The sequence below is a fragment of the Neobacillus sp. NRS-1170 genome (genome assembly GCF_050468025.1).
Genome location: NZ_JBITPF010000071.1, coordinates 1 through 14,122 on the forward strand (window position 1 = coordinate 1; position 14,122 = coordinate 14,122).

At 37.1% G+C, this 14,122-nt stretch carries 15 protein-coding genes; 9 read left to right on the plus strand and 6 right to left on the minus strand.

Annotated features, from left to right (window positions below; genetic code table 11):
• Positions 1 to 142 precede the first annotated feature (142 nt).
• The gene (locus ACIFOT_RS25755; RefSeq protein ID WP_430069744.1) at positions 143 to 1,699 is read right to left on the minus strand and encodes a glycine betaine ABC transporter substrate-binding protein; all 1,557 of its coding nucleotides are present in this window, start codon (positions 1,697 to 1,699) and stop codon (positions 143 to 145) included.
• Complete coding sequence (locus ACIFOT_RS25760) at positions 1,699 to 2,823, minus strand: ABC transporter ATP-binding protein (RefSeq protein WP_430069747.1); 1,125 nt, start codon at positions 2,821 to 2,823, stop codon at positions 1,699 to 1,701. The genes ACIFOT_RS25755 and ACIFOT_RS25760 overlap by 1 nt, the downstream gene beginning before the upstream one ends.
• A 211-nt stretch (positions 2,824 to 3,034) precedes the next feature.
• Between ACIFOT_RS25760 and ACIFOT_RS25765 the strand changes: the two genes are divergently transcribed.
• Together ACIFOT_RS25765 and ACIFOT_RS25770 are read left to right on the plus strand one after the other, a co-directional pair.
• The gene (locus ACIFOT_RS25765; RefSeq protein WP_430069750.1) at positions 3,035 to 3,718 is read left to right on the plus strand and encodes a M50 family metallopeptidase; all 684 of its coding nucleotides are present in this window, start codon (positions 3,035 to 3,037) and stop codon (positions 3,716 to 3,718) included.
• A 16-nt stretch (positions 3,719 to 3,734) separates the two neighbouring features.
• Positions 3,735 to 4,220, plus strand: coding sequence for a nitroreductase family protein (locus ACIFOT_RS25770; RefSeq protein WP_430069753.1), 486 nt, complete (start codon positions 3,735 to 3,737; stop codon positions 4,218 to 4,220).
• Positions 4,221 to 4,256: 36 nt separating this feature from the next.
• Here ACIFOT_RS25770 and ACIFOT_RS25775 read toward each other — a convergent pair whose 3' ends face one another.
• Positions 4,257 to 5,207, minus strand: coding sequence for an NAD(P)H-dependent flavin oxidoreductase (locus ACIFOT_RS25775; protein ID WP_430069962.1), 951 nt, complete (start codon positions 5,205 to 5,207; stop codon positions 4,257 to 4,259).
• A 208-nt stretch (positions 5,208 to 5,415) separates the two neighbouring features.
• On the opposite strand from ACIFOT_RS25775, the gene ACIFOT_RS25780 reads away from it, so the two are divergent.
• A complete protein-coding gene (locus tag ACIFOT_RS25780; protein ID WP_430069965.1) occupies positions 5,416 to 6,675 on the plus strand; it encodes a DHH family phosphoesterase in 1,260 nt (419 codons plus the stop codon).
• Between the two features lie 33 nt (positions 6,676 to 6,708).
• Here the strand turns inward: ACIFOT_RS25780 and ACIFOT_RS25785 are convergent, their stop codons facing one another.
• Positions 6,709 to 7,722, minus strand: a complete 1,014-nt coding sequence (locus tag ACIFOT_RS25785; RefSeq protein ID WP_430069756.1) for an LLM class flavin-dependent oxidoreductase — start codon at positions 7,720 to 7,722, stop codon at positions 6,709 to 6,711.
• A gap of 295 nt (positions 7,723 to 8,017) precedes the next feature.
• On the opposite strand from ACIFOT_RS25785, the gene ACIFOT_RS25790 reads away from it, so the two are divergent.
• The gene (locus tag ACIFOT_RS25790; protein WP_430069759.1) at positions 8,018 to 9,004 is read left to right on the plus strand and encodes an acyltransferase family protein; all 987 of its coding nucleotides are present in this window, start codon (positions 8,018 to 8,020) and stop codon (positions 9,002 to 9,004) included.
• Between the two features lie 42 nt (positions 9,005 to 9,046).
• Here ACIFOT_RS25790 and ACIFOT_RS25795 read toward each other — a convergent pair whose 3' ends face one another.
• Positions 9,047 to 9,568, minus strand: coding sequence for a MerR family transcriptional regulator (locus ACIFOT_RS25795; protein ID WP_430069762.1), 522 nt, complete (start codon positions 9,566 to 9,568; stop codon positions 9,047 to 9,049).
• Positions 9,569 to 9,630: 62 nt separating this feature from the next.
• Positions 9,631 to 10,509 (minus strand): MerR family transcriptional regulator, encoded by an 879-nt coding sequence (locus tag ACIFOT_RS25800; protein WP_430069764.1) that lies wholly within the window; start codon positions 10,507 to 10,509, stop codon positions 9,631 to 9,633.
• A gap of 236 nt (positions 10,510 to 10,745) precedes the next feature.
• Between ACIFOT_RS25800 and ACIFOT_RS25805 the strand changes: the two genes are divergently transcribed.
• From ACIFOT_RS25805 to ACIFOT_RS25825, 5 genes are all read left to right on the plus strand, one after another.
• The gene (locus ACIFOT_RS25805; RefSeq protein WP_430069767.1) at positions 10,746 to 11,261 is read left to right on the plus strand and encodes a CBO0543 family protein; all 516 of its coding nucleotides are present in this window, start codon (positions 10,746 to 10,748) and stop codon (positions 11,259 to 11,261) included.
• A gap of 179 nt (positions 11,262 to 11,440) precedes the next feature.
• The gene (gene queC / locus ACIFOT_RS25810) at positions 11,441 to 12,100 is read left to right on the plus strand and encodes a 7-cyano-7-deazaguanine synthase QueC (protein ID WP_430069770.1); all 660 of its coding nucleotides are present in this window, start codon (positions 11,441 to 11,443) and stop codon (positions 12,098 to 12,100) included.
• A gap of 5 nt (positions 12,101 to 12,105) precedes the next feature.
• Entirely contained in the window at positions 12,106 to 12,588 is a 483-nt protein-coding gene (gene queD / locus ACIFOT_RS25815) for a 6-carboxytetrahydropterin synthase QueD (protein WP_430069773.1), read from the plus strand.
• Entirely contained in the window at positions 12,581 to 13,309 is a 729-nt protein-coding gene (gene queE, locus ACIFOT_RS25820) for a 7-carboxy-7-deazaguanine synthase QueE (protein ID WP_430069776.1), read from the plus strand. The genes queD and queE overlap by 8 nt, the downstream gene beginning before the upstream one ends.
• A gap of 60 nt (positions 13,310 to 13,369) precedes the next feature.
• On the plus strand, positions 13,370 to 14,095 hold the full coding sequence (locus ACIFOT_RS25825) for a polysaccharide deacetylase family protein (protein WP_430069779.1): 726 nt from the start codon (positions 13,370 to 13,372) through the stop codon (positions 14,093 to 14,095).
• Positions 14,096 to 14,122 lie beyond the last annotated feature (27 nt).

Here is a 14,122-nt window from a genome sequence, read left to right on the forward strand (position 1 = left end):
ACCCCGCAGGCGCTTAAGCGGCGAGGAAGCTCCCCGGACCGCCCGCGAACCGCTCGCGCCTGGAGCGCAAATCAACAACCAACTTTAATAGAACTAAAGGAATAAAACAAGCCAGCTTCCTCGGAAACTGGCTTGTTGAGTTTTATTTAATTAATCCTTCATTTTCCAAAAACTCTTTTGCTACTTTTGCTGGAGACTGTTTTAGACTATCAACCTTATAGTTAAGTTGACGCATTTTGTCATCAGTTATTTTACCCGAAAGCGAATTGATAGCTTTTTTCAATTCAGGATGTTCTTTTAATGTTTCTTGCTTAATAATTGGCACCGCATAGTAAGGCGGGAAGAATTTTTTATCATCCTTTAATACTTTCAAGTGAAAGGCCTCAAGTAAACCATCAGTGGAAAATGCATCAATAACATCACTTTTATGATTATCTAAGGCTGTATAGCGCAGACCCCCGTCAACAGCTTTCACATCTTTAAAATTCATATTATATTTTTGAGAAAGTCCAATCAAACCATCATCACGATTTGGAAATTCAAGTGTAGGACCTAATATTAAGCCATTGCTGACTTTCGCTAAATCAGAAATCGTATTTAAGCCATACTGTTTAGCGGTGTCTTGGCGAACGGCCAATGCGTAAGTGTTATTAAATCCGAGCGGCTTTAATTGTTCAATCCCATATTTTTTAATAAATTCTTTTTGGACAATATTATAGACCTGCTCAGGATCATTTTTGGGCGGCTGCTTTAAAATATTAACCAACCCGGTTCCGGTATATTCGACATATACATCGACGTCACCTTTATTCAGGGCGCTAAAGGCTACCTGAGAGCCCCCTAAATTAAGCTTTCTTTCTACTTTAAGATCCGTCTTGTCTTCAATTAAATCAGCCAGCATATTTCCTAAAATTAATTGTTCACTAAAATTTTTCGAGCCGATGACAATTTTATCCTCAGCATTGGCCTTTGCATAAATTGAAAAGGCTCCGGCAGTAACAAGCAGAACGGAAGCAATACCAATCGCCCATCGTTTTGTCTGCTTACCTGAAGACTTTGAGGACCGTTTCTTGCTAGTATACGAAAGTGCAGATTCCATTTTACCCACAAGAAAGTCAATCAGAAGGGCCAGAATACACGCAGGGATGGCTCCTGCTAAAATCATGTTATTATCAACGGTTTGCACCCCTGAAAAAACGAGGTAACCAAGACCGCCCGCGCCGACGAAAGCAGCGATGGTCATTAATCCAACAGCGGTTACCGCTGAAATTCTGATTCCCGCCATAATCATCGGGAAGGCAAGTGGCAATTGCACTTTTCTCATTGTTTGACCTTTGGTCAGACCGATGCCTTTGGCGGCTTCCAGAATATCCCTATCAATATTTGTTAAGCCTGTATAAGTGTTTTTTACAATTGGAAGCAGTGAATAAAGAACGACCATGATAATTGCGGGCGTGCTTCCGATACCAATAAAAGGAATCAAGAATCCGAGTAAAGCCAAGCTTGGTACAGCTTGAATAACATTTGTCGTCCCAATAACCGGCTTAGAAAGCTTTGGTTCTCTGGAAATAAGAATTCCAAGCGGAATACCTACAACAATCGCGATTAATACGGAAACAATACTTAAATAAAGATGCTGTCCTAGTAAACTGAAAATCTGCTGATAATTAGACGAAAAATAATTCCAAAAGTTACTCATTAAAACGACACCTCCAAATCAATTAGTTGGCTGCTTAATGCTGATAAAATGCTGCTTCTTGTGATTAATCCAGTTAATTGTTTAGCACTATTTACGACAGGCAAATAGCCAATTTTATGCTCATTCATGGTTGCTAATACAGAAATTAAATTTGCATCATGGGAAACAGAAAGAATATTTTGTTCCATAATCATTTCAATTGAGGTGTTTCGGTTAAGGAGTTGAATGCCTTTTAAAGTCACAAGTCCTTTTAGGACATTATTTTTGTCGGTAACCATTAAACTGTCTACCTTATTGTCCTTCATAATCTCAATCGCCTGTAAGACGTTCCTCATCGCCGTAATTTTTACAGGATTCTGAATCATAATATCCTCGGCCAGTAATAATTCCGGATTATTCCATACACGTCTTTTCCCAATAAATCCCTCAACAAATTCATTTGCAGGATTTTTTAAGATATTTTCAGGTGTATCGTATTGAAGAATATCCCCATCTTTTAATATACAAATCTTATCTGCTATTTTAATAGCTTCATCCATATCATGTGTAACAAAAATGATTGTCTTATTCCATTCCTTTTGCATTTGGAATAATTCATCCTGAAGGGAACTTCTTGTAACGGGATCTAATGCACTGAAGGGTTCATCCATTAAGATGATATCGGAGTTTGTGGAGAAGGCCCTGGCTACGCCTATCCTTTGCTGCTGGCCGCCGCTTAATTCTTTGGGATAGCGGTGTAGATATTCCTTAGAATCTAAACCTACCATTTCCAGCAATTCTAAAGTCTTTTTTTCAATCGACGCCGGACCTTCGCCCTTCAGTTTAGGAATCAATTCCAGGTTTTCTTTAATTGACATGTGAGGAAACAATCCCGTGTTTTGAATGACATATCCAATATTTCTCCGTAAGTCAATCGGATTCATCTTTGAGATATCTGTCCCGTTGACAAAAATCTGTCCCGATGTGGGCTGAATCAGCTTATTAATCATTTTAAGCAAAGTTGTTTTACCGCATCCGCTTGGTCCAATAAAAACGACCAACTGACCTGCTTCAATGTCTAATGAAAAAGTGTTAATAATGGTCTTTGTTCGATATTTCTTAACAATATCTTTAAACTGTATCAATTTCATTCCCCCTTATTTTTTGAAACGTTACCGGTAATGTGACAACCTGATGATAACACATAAGTTGTCACTTTGTCGAGTTCAAGAAAAATTGAAGTGTTGGAACAATCTTTCCAAAAGATAGATATTGCCAGCTATTTTTATGTTAAATTAGAAAAAAGTGTTAAAATATAGATAATAAAAAATTTTCAAAAAAATAGGAGAATGCGAAGTGAGCTTTGTTCGAGATAAATTTAGTTCGAAGTTTTTCTTTTTCCTCGTTTTCGCTTTTCTGTTGATTCATGTACCGATAATCGGTAATTATGTAAAAATTATAAATACCCTTATCCATGAATCCGGCCATGCTTTTTTTGCCCTTTTTGGAGGCCATGTCGAAAGAATATCTTTGTTTATGAATTCAGAGGGTGCAACCTATAGTAATCAGTCAACCTGGATTGGCAGTTTTTTTACCAGTCTTGCCGGCTACACATTTGCTTCTTTTATGGCGTTCCTTTCGTTTTTGCTAATTGGAAAGAAACAGCAAATACTTTTGATTGATATTTTGTTAGCTTTTATATTTTTAAATCTGATATTCTGGGTTCGTAATCCATATGGGATATTTTGGCTTTGCTCATTTGCAGCAGCATTTCTGTTTTTGCTTATTAAGGGTGGCCAGGGATTCAGAGATCATTTATTACTTTTAATCGCCTCTGTTTTGTTGGTCGACTCTGTACAAAGTTCATATGAAATCTTAATTATTAGTTTCGTACAGCCTCATGCGGCAGGGGACGCGGAGAATCTTGCACAATTGACGCATATAATATCAGCACCAATCTGGGGGAGTTTCTTCTTCCTGCAAGCAATTTGGTTCTCTTATTATGGGTTGAAAAGAGGGTATTATAAAATCCAAAATTAGTAGAGGGGATGGTTAAATGAATGTATTCGACGCAATTCAAACGCGACGTAACATAAAGAAATTCAAACCTGATGCAGTAAAGGAAGAATTGATTTTCTCATGGCTGCAGGCAGCGGCCATGGCGCCAAATCATCGGATGACGGAACCATGGCAGATTCATATTATTGGAACGGAGACAAGAGCACAATTAAATCATAAAACGGATTTTGGAAATGCTCCTTTTCTTATGGCAGTATTATCGAAACAAGGAGCAACAAAAATAGAAACTGATGAAAATGCAATGGCTACCGCTTGTTTTGTACAAAATTTTAACTTGGCAGCCTGGGCAGAGGGAGTAGGAACATTTTGGTCCTCGATTGGCGCGAAAGGGAAAAATCGAGAAAAGTTAGCTATTCCTGGAAATTATGATTTTATAGGTGTTCTCGCTGTTGGCTATCCAGAGGAAATACCAGAACCAAAGCCAAGGACACCGATTCAGAATAAAATAAAGATCCTGCCATAGAAAAAGCCAACTATTTTCCGGTTGGCTTTTTTCTAATTACATTAATTCAAGTGTATATTGACAAGTTTTAATTGACTCCGCATATTCTAAGGTAAGATTATCTATAATTTTTTGGACAGGGAGAATTTCTTTAATTTCATCTACTCGTGCACCTGCAAAAACTAGTCCGTTTTCAACGTCACCATTTACTGAAGTAAGTAAAGAATCAAGTGTACAAAAGCGGTAGGAGCAATTTTTTAAGCAATCAAGGCATTTAGCGATTTTTAATTTATCTGGACCGCTAATTAGGGTTGTAAAGTTATTTTTTATCGCTCTTCCTTGCAAGCCGACAGTGGTTTTAACCAAAACCAAATCATCTTTTTTAGCATTAACGTATTTTTGTTTAAAAGCTAAAGGTGCATCACATTCTTCACTGGCAACAAATCGAGTCCCCATTTGCACACCTGAGGCGCCCATTGAAAGTGCTTTTGCAATATCACAGCCAGTCATAATTCCTCCTGCTGCTATCACTGGTATCGAGACCGCTTCGATTACCTCTGGAAGAATATCAAACATAGGACGATCGGTTCCTAGATGTCCTCCTGCTTCAAACCCCTCAACCACAACAGCTGCTGCACCCAGACGCTCAGAAATCCTTGCCAATTTTGCAGAAGAAACAATTGAAATAACTGGAATTCCAGCTTGCTTGCCCCATGTGTACATATCTCTAGATATGCCTGCTCCAGAAATAATAAAATCAACTTTCTCTTCAAGGGCTGCTTTCATTTTTTCAGCAAAATCATTCATAGCAAATAAAACATTTACACCAATATATCCGGTATTCTTAATAAGATTCCTCGCTTGTTTTATATGCGAACGTAATTCCTCAACTGAAATTCCTGTCCCAGAAATAATACCAACCCCGCCAGCATTTACGACTGCTGAAGCCAGTTTGCTTAAAGAGATACCAACACCCATCCCGCCTTGGAGGACTGGTACCTTTGGCATTATATGACCTATTTTAAGTTGTGGGAAATTCAATTCATAACCTCATTTCAAATGGAATTGTGTGAAACTTCTCAAGTATCGTATCATTATAAATTAGAAAAGGATGTGATTTTTTTAACTGGTCATAAAATCAGGTTATATCAATTGCTCACCGTATAAGAACATAAATCCAATACCAAACTATAGGTTATGGAAAAAATAATTGGTGGTGGAAGAATTGGTAAAACTTTTTACTGATATTGATTTAGATGGTCTTGGCTGCGGGGTGATTGCAAAAATAGCATTTGGGGATCAGGCTGATGTATCCTATTGTTCCTATCGAATTTTAAATCAGAGAGTGGATGGATTTATCTCAAATCGTGAGAATGATAAAGAGGAAATGTATATAACCGATCTAGCGGTAAACATCGAGGTAGAAAAAAAATTGGCAGATCGCTTTAAGCTGGGAAGGCATATTCAAATGATTGACCACCATGTAACCGCAATGCATTTTAATGAATATTCATGGGCATGTGTTAAGGCGGAATATGATACGGGGAAAAAGACCTGTGCAACCTCATTATTTTATGATTTCCTCGTTGAACGTGGAAAGCTAGAACGAAATAAGGCATTAGAGGAATTTATCGACTTGGTCCGCCAGTATGATACGTGGGAATGGGATGAAAATGATAATATCAAAGCAAAACGATTAAATGATTTATTCTACATAAGGAACCGTGAGCAGTTTGAAGAAGAAATGCTAAAAAGGTTAACGGAAAACAAGGATACATTTGACTTAACTGAAACAGAAAATATGCTTCTTGATATCGAAGAGCAGAAGATTAACCGATACATTCAATCCAAGAGCAGACAAATGGTCCAAACATTTGTTGATGATTATTGTGTCGGAATTGTCCATGCGGAGCAATATTTATCTGAGTTGGGAAATGCGTTAAATAATCTATATCCGTATTTTGATATGATTGCTTTATTGAATGTCGGCGGAAAGAAAATGGGATTTCGAACTATTCACGATGAAGTGAATGTAGCCGAATTTGCACAAAAATATGGCGGCGGTGGCCATCCGAAAGCCTCTGGTGCTGATTTGACAGGCGAAGCATTTGAAACGTTTATTGTGAAGGTTTTTGAATTTTCTCCCCCTAAACCAGATGCTGATCGAAATGAATTTAATGTGAAAGAAGCCTCCTATGGCAGCAGTTATCAGAACCATAAAGGAGAAATCAGTTTTATTTTGCCGGAGGGAAATAGCAGGTATATAATATACCATAATGGAGAGAAACTAAATCAATCATTCTTTTCTTATGAAGAGGCTGAACGATCTTTAAAAAGAAACCACGCCTCTTGGCTCCGCTATGACAAAGAATTTCTTCCGATACTGGCAAGAAATCTTCAAATTCCAATCGAAGAATTAAAAGTGAAATATCCTGAAATAGTCAGTAACAGAATTGTGGACATTGTAAACATATAAAAAGAGCTTGGGCAGCCAAGCTCTTTTTTATATTCATTTGACAATTTCAGATACAATTTCATAGGACCGCAGGCGGGCTTGGTGATCAAATATTTGCGAATTGATAATCATTTCATCTGCCTGGGTTTCATCCAAAAAGGCTTGCAGTTTCTCCTTAACCGTTTTCGGTGAGCCGACAATAGAGGTACTTAATCGACCAGCTAATAATGACTTTTCATAATCACTGCAAAGCGCATTGATATTTTCGACAGGCGGCTGAAGCTTCCCAGGGTTATTTCGGATGAGGGCTAGGAATTGCTGCTGCATCGACGTTGAAAGCCAGTTAGCTTCTTCATCTGTTTCCGCAGCAATCACATTCACTCCCACCATGGCATAAGGCTCCTCGAGTACATCAGATGGTTTAAATTTGCTGCGGTAAAGTGCAAGAGCAGGCTTCGTGTATTCAGGAGAAAAATGACTAGCAAAGGAAAAAGGCAATCCTATTTGTCCTGCTAATTGAGCACTAAAACCACTTGAACCTAACAACCAAATTGGAACATCCAATCCTTCTCCAGGAATGGCCTTGACATAATTTTTCCCAGATCGATTAAAGTAGGCACGGAGTTCTCCCAGCTGCTCTGGGAAGTCATTGCCATCGCTTCGCCGGTCTCGCCTTAATGCATGGGCAGTCAGTTGGTCTGTTCCAGGTGCACGGCCTAGACCAAGGTCAATTCGGCCTGGAAAGAGAGATTCGAGCGTTCCAAATTGCTCGGCAATGATAAGTGGTGAATGATTGGGAAGCATAATCCCGCCAGAACCAACGCGGATGGAGGTAGTCCCTGCTGCGACATGACCAATAACCACAGATGTGGCAGAACTTGCAATACCTGGCATATTATGATGCTCTGCAAGCCAATACCGGTTATAGCCCCATTTTTCAACATGACGGGCAAGGTCTAAAGTGTTCCTTAATGAATCAGCAGGAGTTCCCCCTTCAATGATGGGAGAAAGATCAAGGACTGAATATGGGATATCACTTAGACGTTTGCTGCTTTTTTCTTGATTCATATTGTCAGCCTCTTTCATAAAAACTTTAATCGGTTTTCTAAAGAAATTTTAACAGTTACTTAATCCCCTTCAAAATGAAATGCTTGCCCCCAGTTATTTAAGGCTTAATTAAGAATGGAGTGGTAATTTAATCGTGGGTATATTTGATTATTATTTCAAAATTGTAATTCCGATGAAACATTATGTAAATCCACTAACATATTCCCGTAATGGTTTTGATGTATCATGGATGAAAAGAGCGTTTTGGAAAATTTTAATATACCTTTTTGATTGAATTAAACTATGGGGTGATAAAATGGGTTCAACTTCAAAAAGGAGTAAATATTTCGATAATGCCAAATTTATATTAATTTTTCTCGTTGTTTTTGGGCATCTCATAAGTCCTTTAAAGGAACACGATGGGCTCCTTTTTACCTTATATTCCGTGATTTTTTTATTTCATATGCCAGCATTTATCTTAATCTCTGGATACTTCGCAAAAGGTTATAAAAAACCGGGATACTTGAAAAAGTCTGTTAAAAAAATTTTAATTCCTTATTTAATTTTTCAATCCATTTATTCTGTTTATTATTATCTAAATAGACAGGAAGACAAATTGAATTTTGATTTACTCCATCCGCATTGGTCGCTGTGGTTTTTAATGAGTTTGTTTTGCTGGAATATGATGTTATATATCTTTGCAGAACTTAAATGGAAGGGTCTTGTGATTGCTATCGCTATTGGGATTGGGATAGGTTATGTTGATCATATTGGAAGTTTCTTAAGTTTATCGAGGACATTTGTATTTTTTCCATATTTTTTATTGGGGTATTTATTAAACGGGAACCAGTTAAGAAGGGTTATCAGAGCAAAGTACTCACTTCCATTTGGGATATTAATCTTATCTGTAACACTTTTATTGGTTGGATTTGGCTTCCCAAAGGATGCAGTTCCCTGGCTTTTAGGTGATACATCTTATGCAAACATGGGAGGAAAAGAGGTATCAGATGGGTTATTGCGTGGTCTCCAATATGGCGTAACATTCATAGTAATGTTTGGATTTTTAGCTCTCATACCGTCCACCCAGTTTAAATTAACGAAAATCGGAGAAAGAACCTTATATATCTATTTATTTCACGGTTTTATTATTAAATCCTTTCAAACGTTCATACCGGATGAGCGGATACATTCCATATCAGGAAATTATCTATTACTTTTCATCATTTCTTTCTTGATATGTAAAGTTCTTGGTAGTTATTTTATGAAAAAATATACTCAACCGCTAGTTGAATTTAAAGTCTGATAGCCGAATGTGTTGGTCGCATTCGGCTGATTTTTTGTCCATTCATAACCCCAATAATGAACTAACAAAGTTTTTCTTTTTTCTTTTGACTTTTCCGTTGTCCAGGACGAGTGGTTTTTCCATTTGAGGAGATTTTTTCATTTCTTTTATTTCTGTTTGAAGGACTTCTACCTGTTGTGTTAAATTTTTTATTTGTTGCTGCAGTTCTTCAATTTCTCGGCGATGCTGAAGAAGCTGGTAGGAAGCAACCGAATCTGCTTTTGCATGAAGACCAATTTCAAGTTTATTTACTTTTTCAATCAGCTTTTCAATTGTTTCATTCTTCTCCTCAGATTTCACTATTCCTATTCGAGTTATCTTTTTCTCTTTTACAGGAGCAATTTCTTGAATAAGTGTACCGCTTTGAAGCTTTTCATGAATTTCTTTTAATACCTCAATGTCCTGGTTGTTAAAATGATAGTGCCCTCGTTCATTTCGTTCCATCGGCAGGTCGAGCTGTTTTACCCAGCGCTGAATCGTACTAGTAGACACTCCTAATAATTTAGCTGCCTCGCTTGTATTCATATCGAATCCCTCCAAAGTTAAAATTCTCGTAAACTCCGAACGACGAAATGATTAACAAACTATTAACCCCAGAATTTCCACCATTTCTTTTCCTTTGCTGCTGCTACATCTCTAAAGCTTGTCAACATTTGTTGAAATGCTAATTCTCTTTGAGTAATTTCTTGACGGTATTGATTTCGTTCTTCGATAAAAAATTCACGGTCTATTGAAATGGCTTCAGTTAGATTTGAGATTTCGTTATTGGTTACATCAACATAGTGAGACAATTCTTCAGTGGTTTCGGAAAGTTGCTTTGAAAGGGTGAAAATTTCTTCTGTTGTTTCCATTGAAACGTTTGCAATATTATTAGAAAGGTATTGCAATGATTCAAGCGTATGTTCAGAAGCTTTTTCGATTGATTCTGAAAGCTGTTGTATATCAGCTTGTGTGTTGGCTGATGATTTATAGATGGAATCGGAGATTGATTTGACGGTAGTTAACGTCCCATTTTTAATTTCTTTTTTTACTTCCTCTAAAACCTCTTTACGGACGACACTACGGATTTCTTCTTTTACTTCATGTAAAAAATTTTGCGTATAGGTATCCATGGCTTCAAAAAAAAGATTGGCATTATTTAATGGATACTCCTCCACAACCGATGGTGTTATCGGTTCTGAAATGACTTCTACAGAGACGACAGATGGTTCTAAATCAGCATCAGCAACATTTTCAGACTCTGGTTTTGGTTGGAGTGATTTGCGTATAAGATCTTTACTTGCCTTTTTTTCTTGCATACTCTTAATATCGAGAAGCAGGTTTATCTCCCGTTCCCCATAAATTCTTGCCCCTTGTTTTGTCCGGGGAATATCGAGTAACTCATTAAATTCTTTTTCCCACTGACGTAAGGTTCCAGGCGTGATATTTATTTCTTTTGCTGCTTCTTTTAAGGTATAGGTTTTCATTTACCAATCATTCCTCTCTAAAAAAAATCTAGGAAATAATCATCGTTATGATAGTAATTCACCATTAAGTATCCTATTTTCCTGCTTTATGACAAAAGCTATCAAAACAAGACTTAATGCAAGAAATAACAACATTTTACTGCAAATTGAGCGCAGTTCTTTTTTGGAAATGAGTAAGTTGAAATAGATGAGTGTAAACTAAAACATGAACAATTTACGAGGGGGAATAAGCCTTCATGGTTGCGGTTATCTATTCAATTCTTTGGATTATTGCTGCCATTAAGTTGGGGGATTGGAGAAATTGGAAACTGTACTACCCAACAATGCTTTTCGCTTCTGTTGGCAATATGTTGTATGAAATTGTTTGCTCAGAGTACCCCATGTGGGCAATGGAAAAAAACGGTTTGCCAAATCATACAATTCCTATTTTACTTTTATGTATTATTGGAATGCCGCTTTCAACCTTTGTTTATTTATCCAATTTTCCCAATACTTTATCAAACGGCAGGAAATTTTTTTATCTTACATTATTTGTATTTATTTTTGTTGTGCTTGAATATATATCTGTTCAACTAGGCTCCATAACTTATCATAATGGATGGAACTTATTATGGTCTATTTTGTTTAATTTCGTTATGTTTTCAATCCTTATCATTCACTATAGGAAACCTATTAAAGCACTTTTTCTGTCATCAATCTTTGTAGTGATGTTGGCGATTATTTTTGATGTGGACTTCGGCAATATGAAATAGAATTAGCAAAAATTTTATCTTTGAAAATATTTATTTTGTGGTATAGTTAGAAACGGAAATATATAATAATCCGCAGGCAGATGCGGTAGAGGTTCTAGCACCCCTCTCAAAAAAAACTAAGAGGAACAGTACTGCTTCTTAGTGGTGCTGTTTTTCTATTTTAAGGAGACTGAGTAAAAATGAAAAACAGTAAAGCATTAGTAGTCTTTAGTGGCGGTCAGGATAGTACAACATGTCTATTCTGGGCCTTGGAACAATTTAAAGAAGTGGAAGTTGTCACTTTTAACTATAATCAGCGTCACAGCCTAGAAATTGAATGTGCCAAAAATATTGCAAATGAACTTGGTGTCAGGCACCATATTTTAGACATGGAACTACTAAATCAGTTAGCGCCAAGTGCGTTAACGCGGGATGATATTGAAGTGAAGGATGGCGAAGAGGGCGGGCTGCCATCATCCTTCGTACCTGGAAGAAATTTAGTCTTTTTAACGTTTGCAGGAATCTTAGCGAGTCAGATCGGCGCCAAGCATATTGTAACAGGTGTTTGTGAGACAGACTTTAGCGGCTATCCCGACTGCCGTGATATTTTTGTGAAATCCTTAAACGTTACCCTTAATTTATCGATGGATTCTCAATTTGTCATCCACACACCACTTATGTGGATTAACAAAACCGAAACTTGGGAATTAGCCGATAAATTAGGAGCTTTAGATTTTGTCAGGGAAAAAACGTTAACTTGTTACAATGGCATTATTGCCGATGGCTGCGGAGAATGTCCTGCCTGTAAGTTACGACAAAACGGATTAGATGAATATTTGAAAATTCGAAAGGAGTTTTAACAGCCATGTATGGTTTTCGAATTGTTGATAAACTCCAAAAGATGGATGTAGATATCCAAAAAGAACAGCTAAGGTATCATAAAAAGCGTGTAATGGTTAGTAAAGAATTCACCTTCGATGCTGCCCATCACCTGCACAACTATGAAGGAAAATGTAAGAACTTACATGGACATACCTATAAAGTGATATTTGGATTGAGCGGTTTTGTCGATGAGCGTGGATTGATGATGGACTTTGGCGATATTAAAGATATTTGGAAAAATGAAATTGAAATCTTCCTCGATCATCGGTATTTAAATGAAACTCTTCCGCCGATGAATACAACAGCTGAAAATATGGTAGTTTGGATTTATGAAAAAATGGCTGAAGCACTTAGCCAAGATGAAAGACAGAAACAGTACCACGGTGTTAGAGTGGAAATTGTCCGTTTATTTGAAACACCGACTAGTTATGCGGAAGCCAGAAGGGAGTGGATGGAAGTTGAGTAAATTGCCTGTAATGGAAATTTTCGGCCCAACCATCCAAGGCGAGGGCATGGTTATCGGTCAGAAAACGATGTTTGTGAGAACGGCGGGTTGTGATTATTCCTGCAGCTGGTGTGATTCATCTTTTACATGGGATGGAACAGGTAAAAATGACATCAATATGATGACAGCAGATGAAATTTGGGAAGAGCTTAAAAGACTTGGGGGAAATGGTTTTTCGTTTGTAACAATCTCTGGCGGAAACCCTGCTCTATTAAAAAATTTAGATACTTTAATAGAACTATTTAAAGAAAATAATATAAAAATAGGTTTAGAAACGCAGGGCAGCAGATGGCAGGATTGGTTCGTAGATATTGATGAATTAACAATTTCACCAAAGCCGCCTAGTTCAAAAATGGAAACCGATTTCTCTATTCTTGATACTATTATAAACCGTCTTGAAGGGAACGATCCCTCGAAACATGTTAGCGTAAAGGTTGTTATTTTTGATAACGAGGATTATGAATATGCAAAAAAAGTATATCAGCGCTATCCTAATGTGCCTTTCTTTTTGCAGGTAGGAAATGATGATTTAACGACAATGGATAATCTTTCGTTAGTAAGTCAATTATTGAGTAAGTATGAGTGGCTTATAAATAAGGTGATGGATGATAATGATTTTACAAATGTAAAAGTCCTTCCGCAATTGCATACTTATATTTGGGGCAATAAAAGAGGGGTTTAAATCGAAATATTGGGGAAAACTATGCGGGAGTCGTTTATAGGTTATAAAGAGAGGGAATTTATGAAAAAGCTGCTATTTTTCCTGTGTCTTTTCGTAATTGGACTTCCCGGTGTAGTTTTCGCTCAGCAAAAGGTACCCATTCTTATCTATCATTCAATTGATGAATTTACAGGACATGGTTCTAAAGAGCTATATGTTACTCCGGAAAATTTTGAAAAACAAATGATCTATTTGAGAGATCATGGCTATACCTTGTTGACCTTTGAGCGCTGGCAAGATATTCAAAAAGTGAAAAAGCCAATTTTTATTACCTTTGATGATGGATATAAAAATAATTTGAACGCCTTTGCCATTTTTCAAAAAGTGAAAACGGATCATTTCAAGCCTGCTGGAACTATTTTTGTGATATCAGATTTTATTGGCCGTTCCAATCGATTATCGCAGTCAGACTTAAAGATGATGGCGAATTCTGGCATGATTTCTATCCAATCTCATACGGCAACCCATCCGGATTTAACCAATGCGGATAATTTGACCTATGAACTTAAGGAATCGAAAGAAAAATTACAGAGGATTACGGGTAAACAAGTCAATGCTTTGGCCTACCCCTATGGAAATACAGATGAACATGTTGTAAACGAAACAAAAAAGTACTATTCCTACGGACTTACTACTACCCCTGGTCCATATACAAAAACCGGAATTAAAAATGAGCTTTATCTCTTGCCAAGAAGTTACGTCAAATATTCAACATTACTTGAAGATTTTGCACAAATAGTAAAATGATATATAAAGATAGGCGATTACTTTTTA

Coding starts and splice junctions, on each gene's coding strand:
- ACIFOT_RS25755 (WP_430069744.1), bottom strand. CDS start 1,699: ATGAGTAACTTTTGGAATTATTTTTCGTCTAATTATCAGCAGATTTTC.
- ACIFOT_RS25770 (WP_430069753.1), top strand. CDS start 3,735: ATGAATGTATTCGACGCAATTCAAACGCGACGTAACATAAAGAAATTC.
- ACIFOT_RS25775 (WP_430069962.1), bottom strand. CDS start 5,207: ATGCCAAAGGTACCAGTCCTCCAAGGCGGGATGGGTGTTGGTATCTCT.
- ACIFOT_RS25785 (WP_430069756.1), bottom strand. CDS start 7,722: ATGAATCAAGAAAAAAGCAGCAAACGTCTAAGTGATATCCCATATTCA.
- ACIFOT_RS25790 (WP_430069759.1), top strand. CDS start 8,018: ATGGGTTCAACTTCAAAAAGGAGTAAATATTTCGATAATGCCAAATTT.
- ACIFOT_RS25795 (WP_430069762.1), bottom strand. CDS start 9,568: ATGAATACAAGCGAGGCAGCTAAATTATTAGGAGTGTCTACTAGTACG.
- ACIFOT_RS25800 (WP_430069764.1), bottom strand. CDS start 10,509: ATGAAAACCTATACCTTAAAAGAAGCAGCAAAAGAAATAAATATCACG.
- ACIFOT_RS25805 (WP_430069767.1), top strand. CDS start 10,746: ATGGTTGCGGTTATCTATTCAATTCTTTGGATTATTGCTGCCATTAAG.
- queC (WP_430069770.1), top strand. CDS start 11,441: ATGAAAAACAGTAAAGCATTAGTAGTCTTTAGTGGCGGTCAGGATAGT.
- queD (WP_430069773.1), top strand. CDS start 12,106: ATGTATGGTTTTCGAATTGTTGATAAACTCCAAAAGATGGATGTAGAT.
- ACIFOT_RS25825 (WP_430069779.1), top strand. CDS start 13,370: ATGAAAAAGCTGCTATTTTTCCTGTGTCTTTTCGTAATTGGACTTCCC.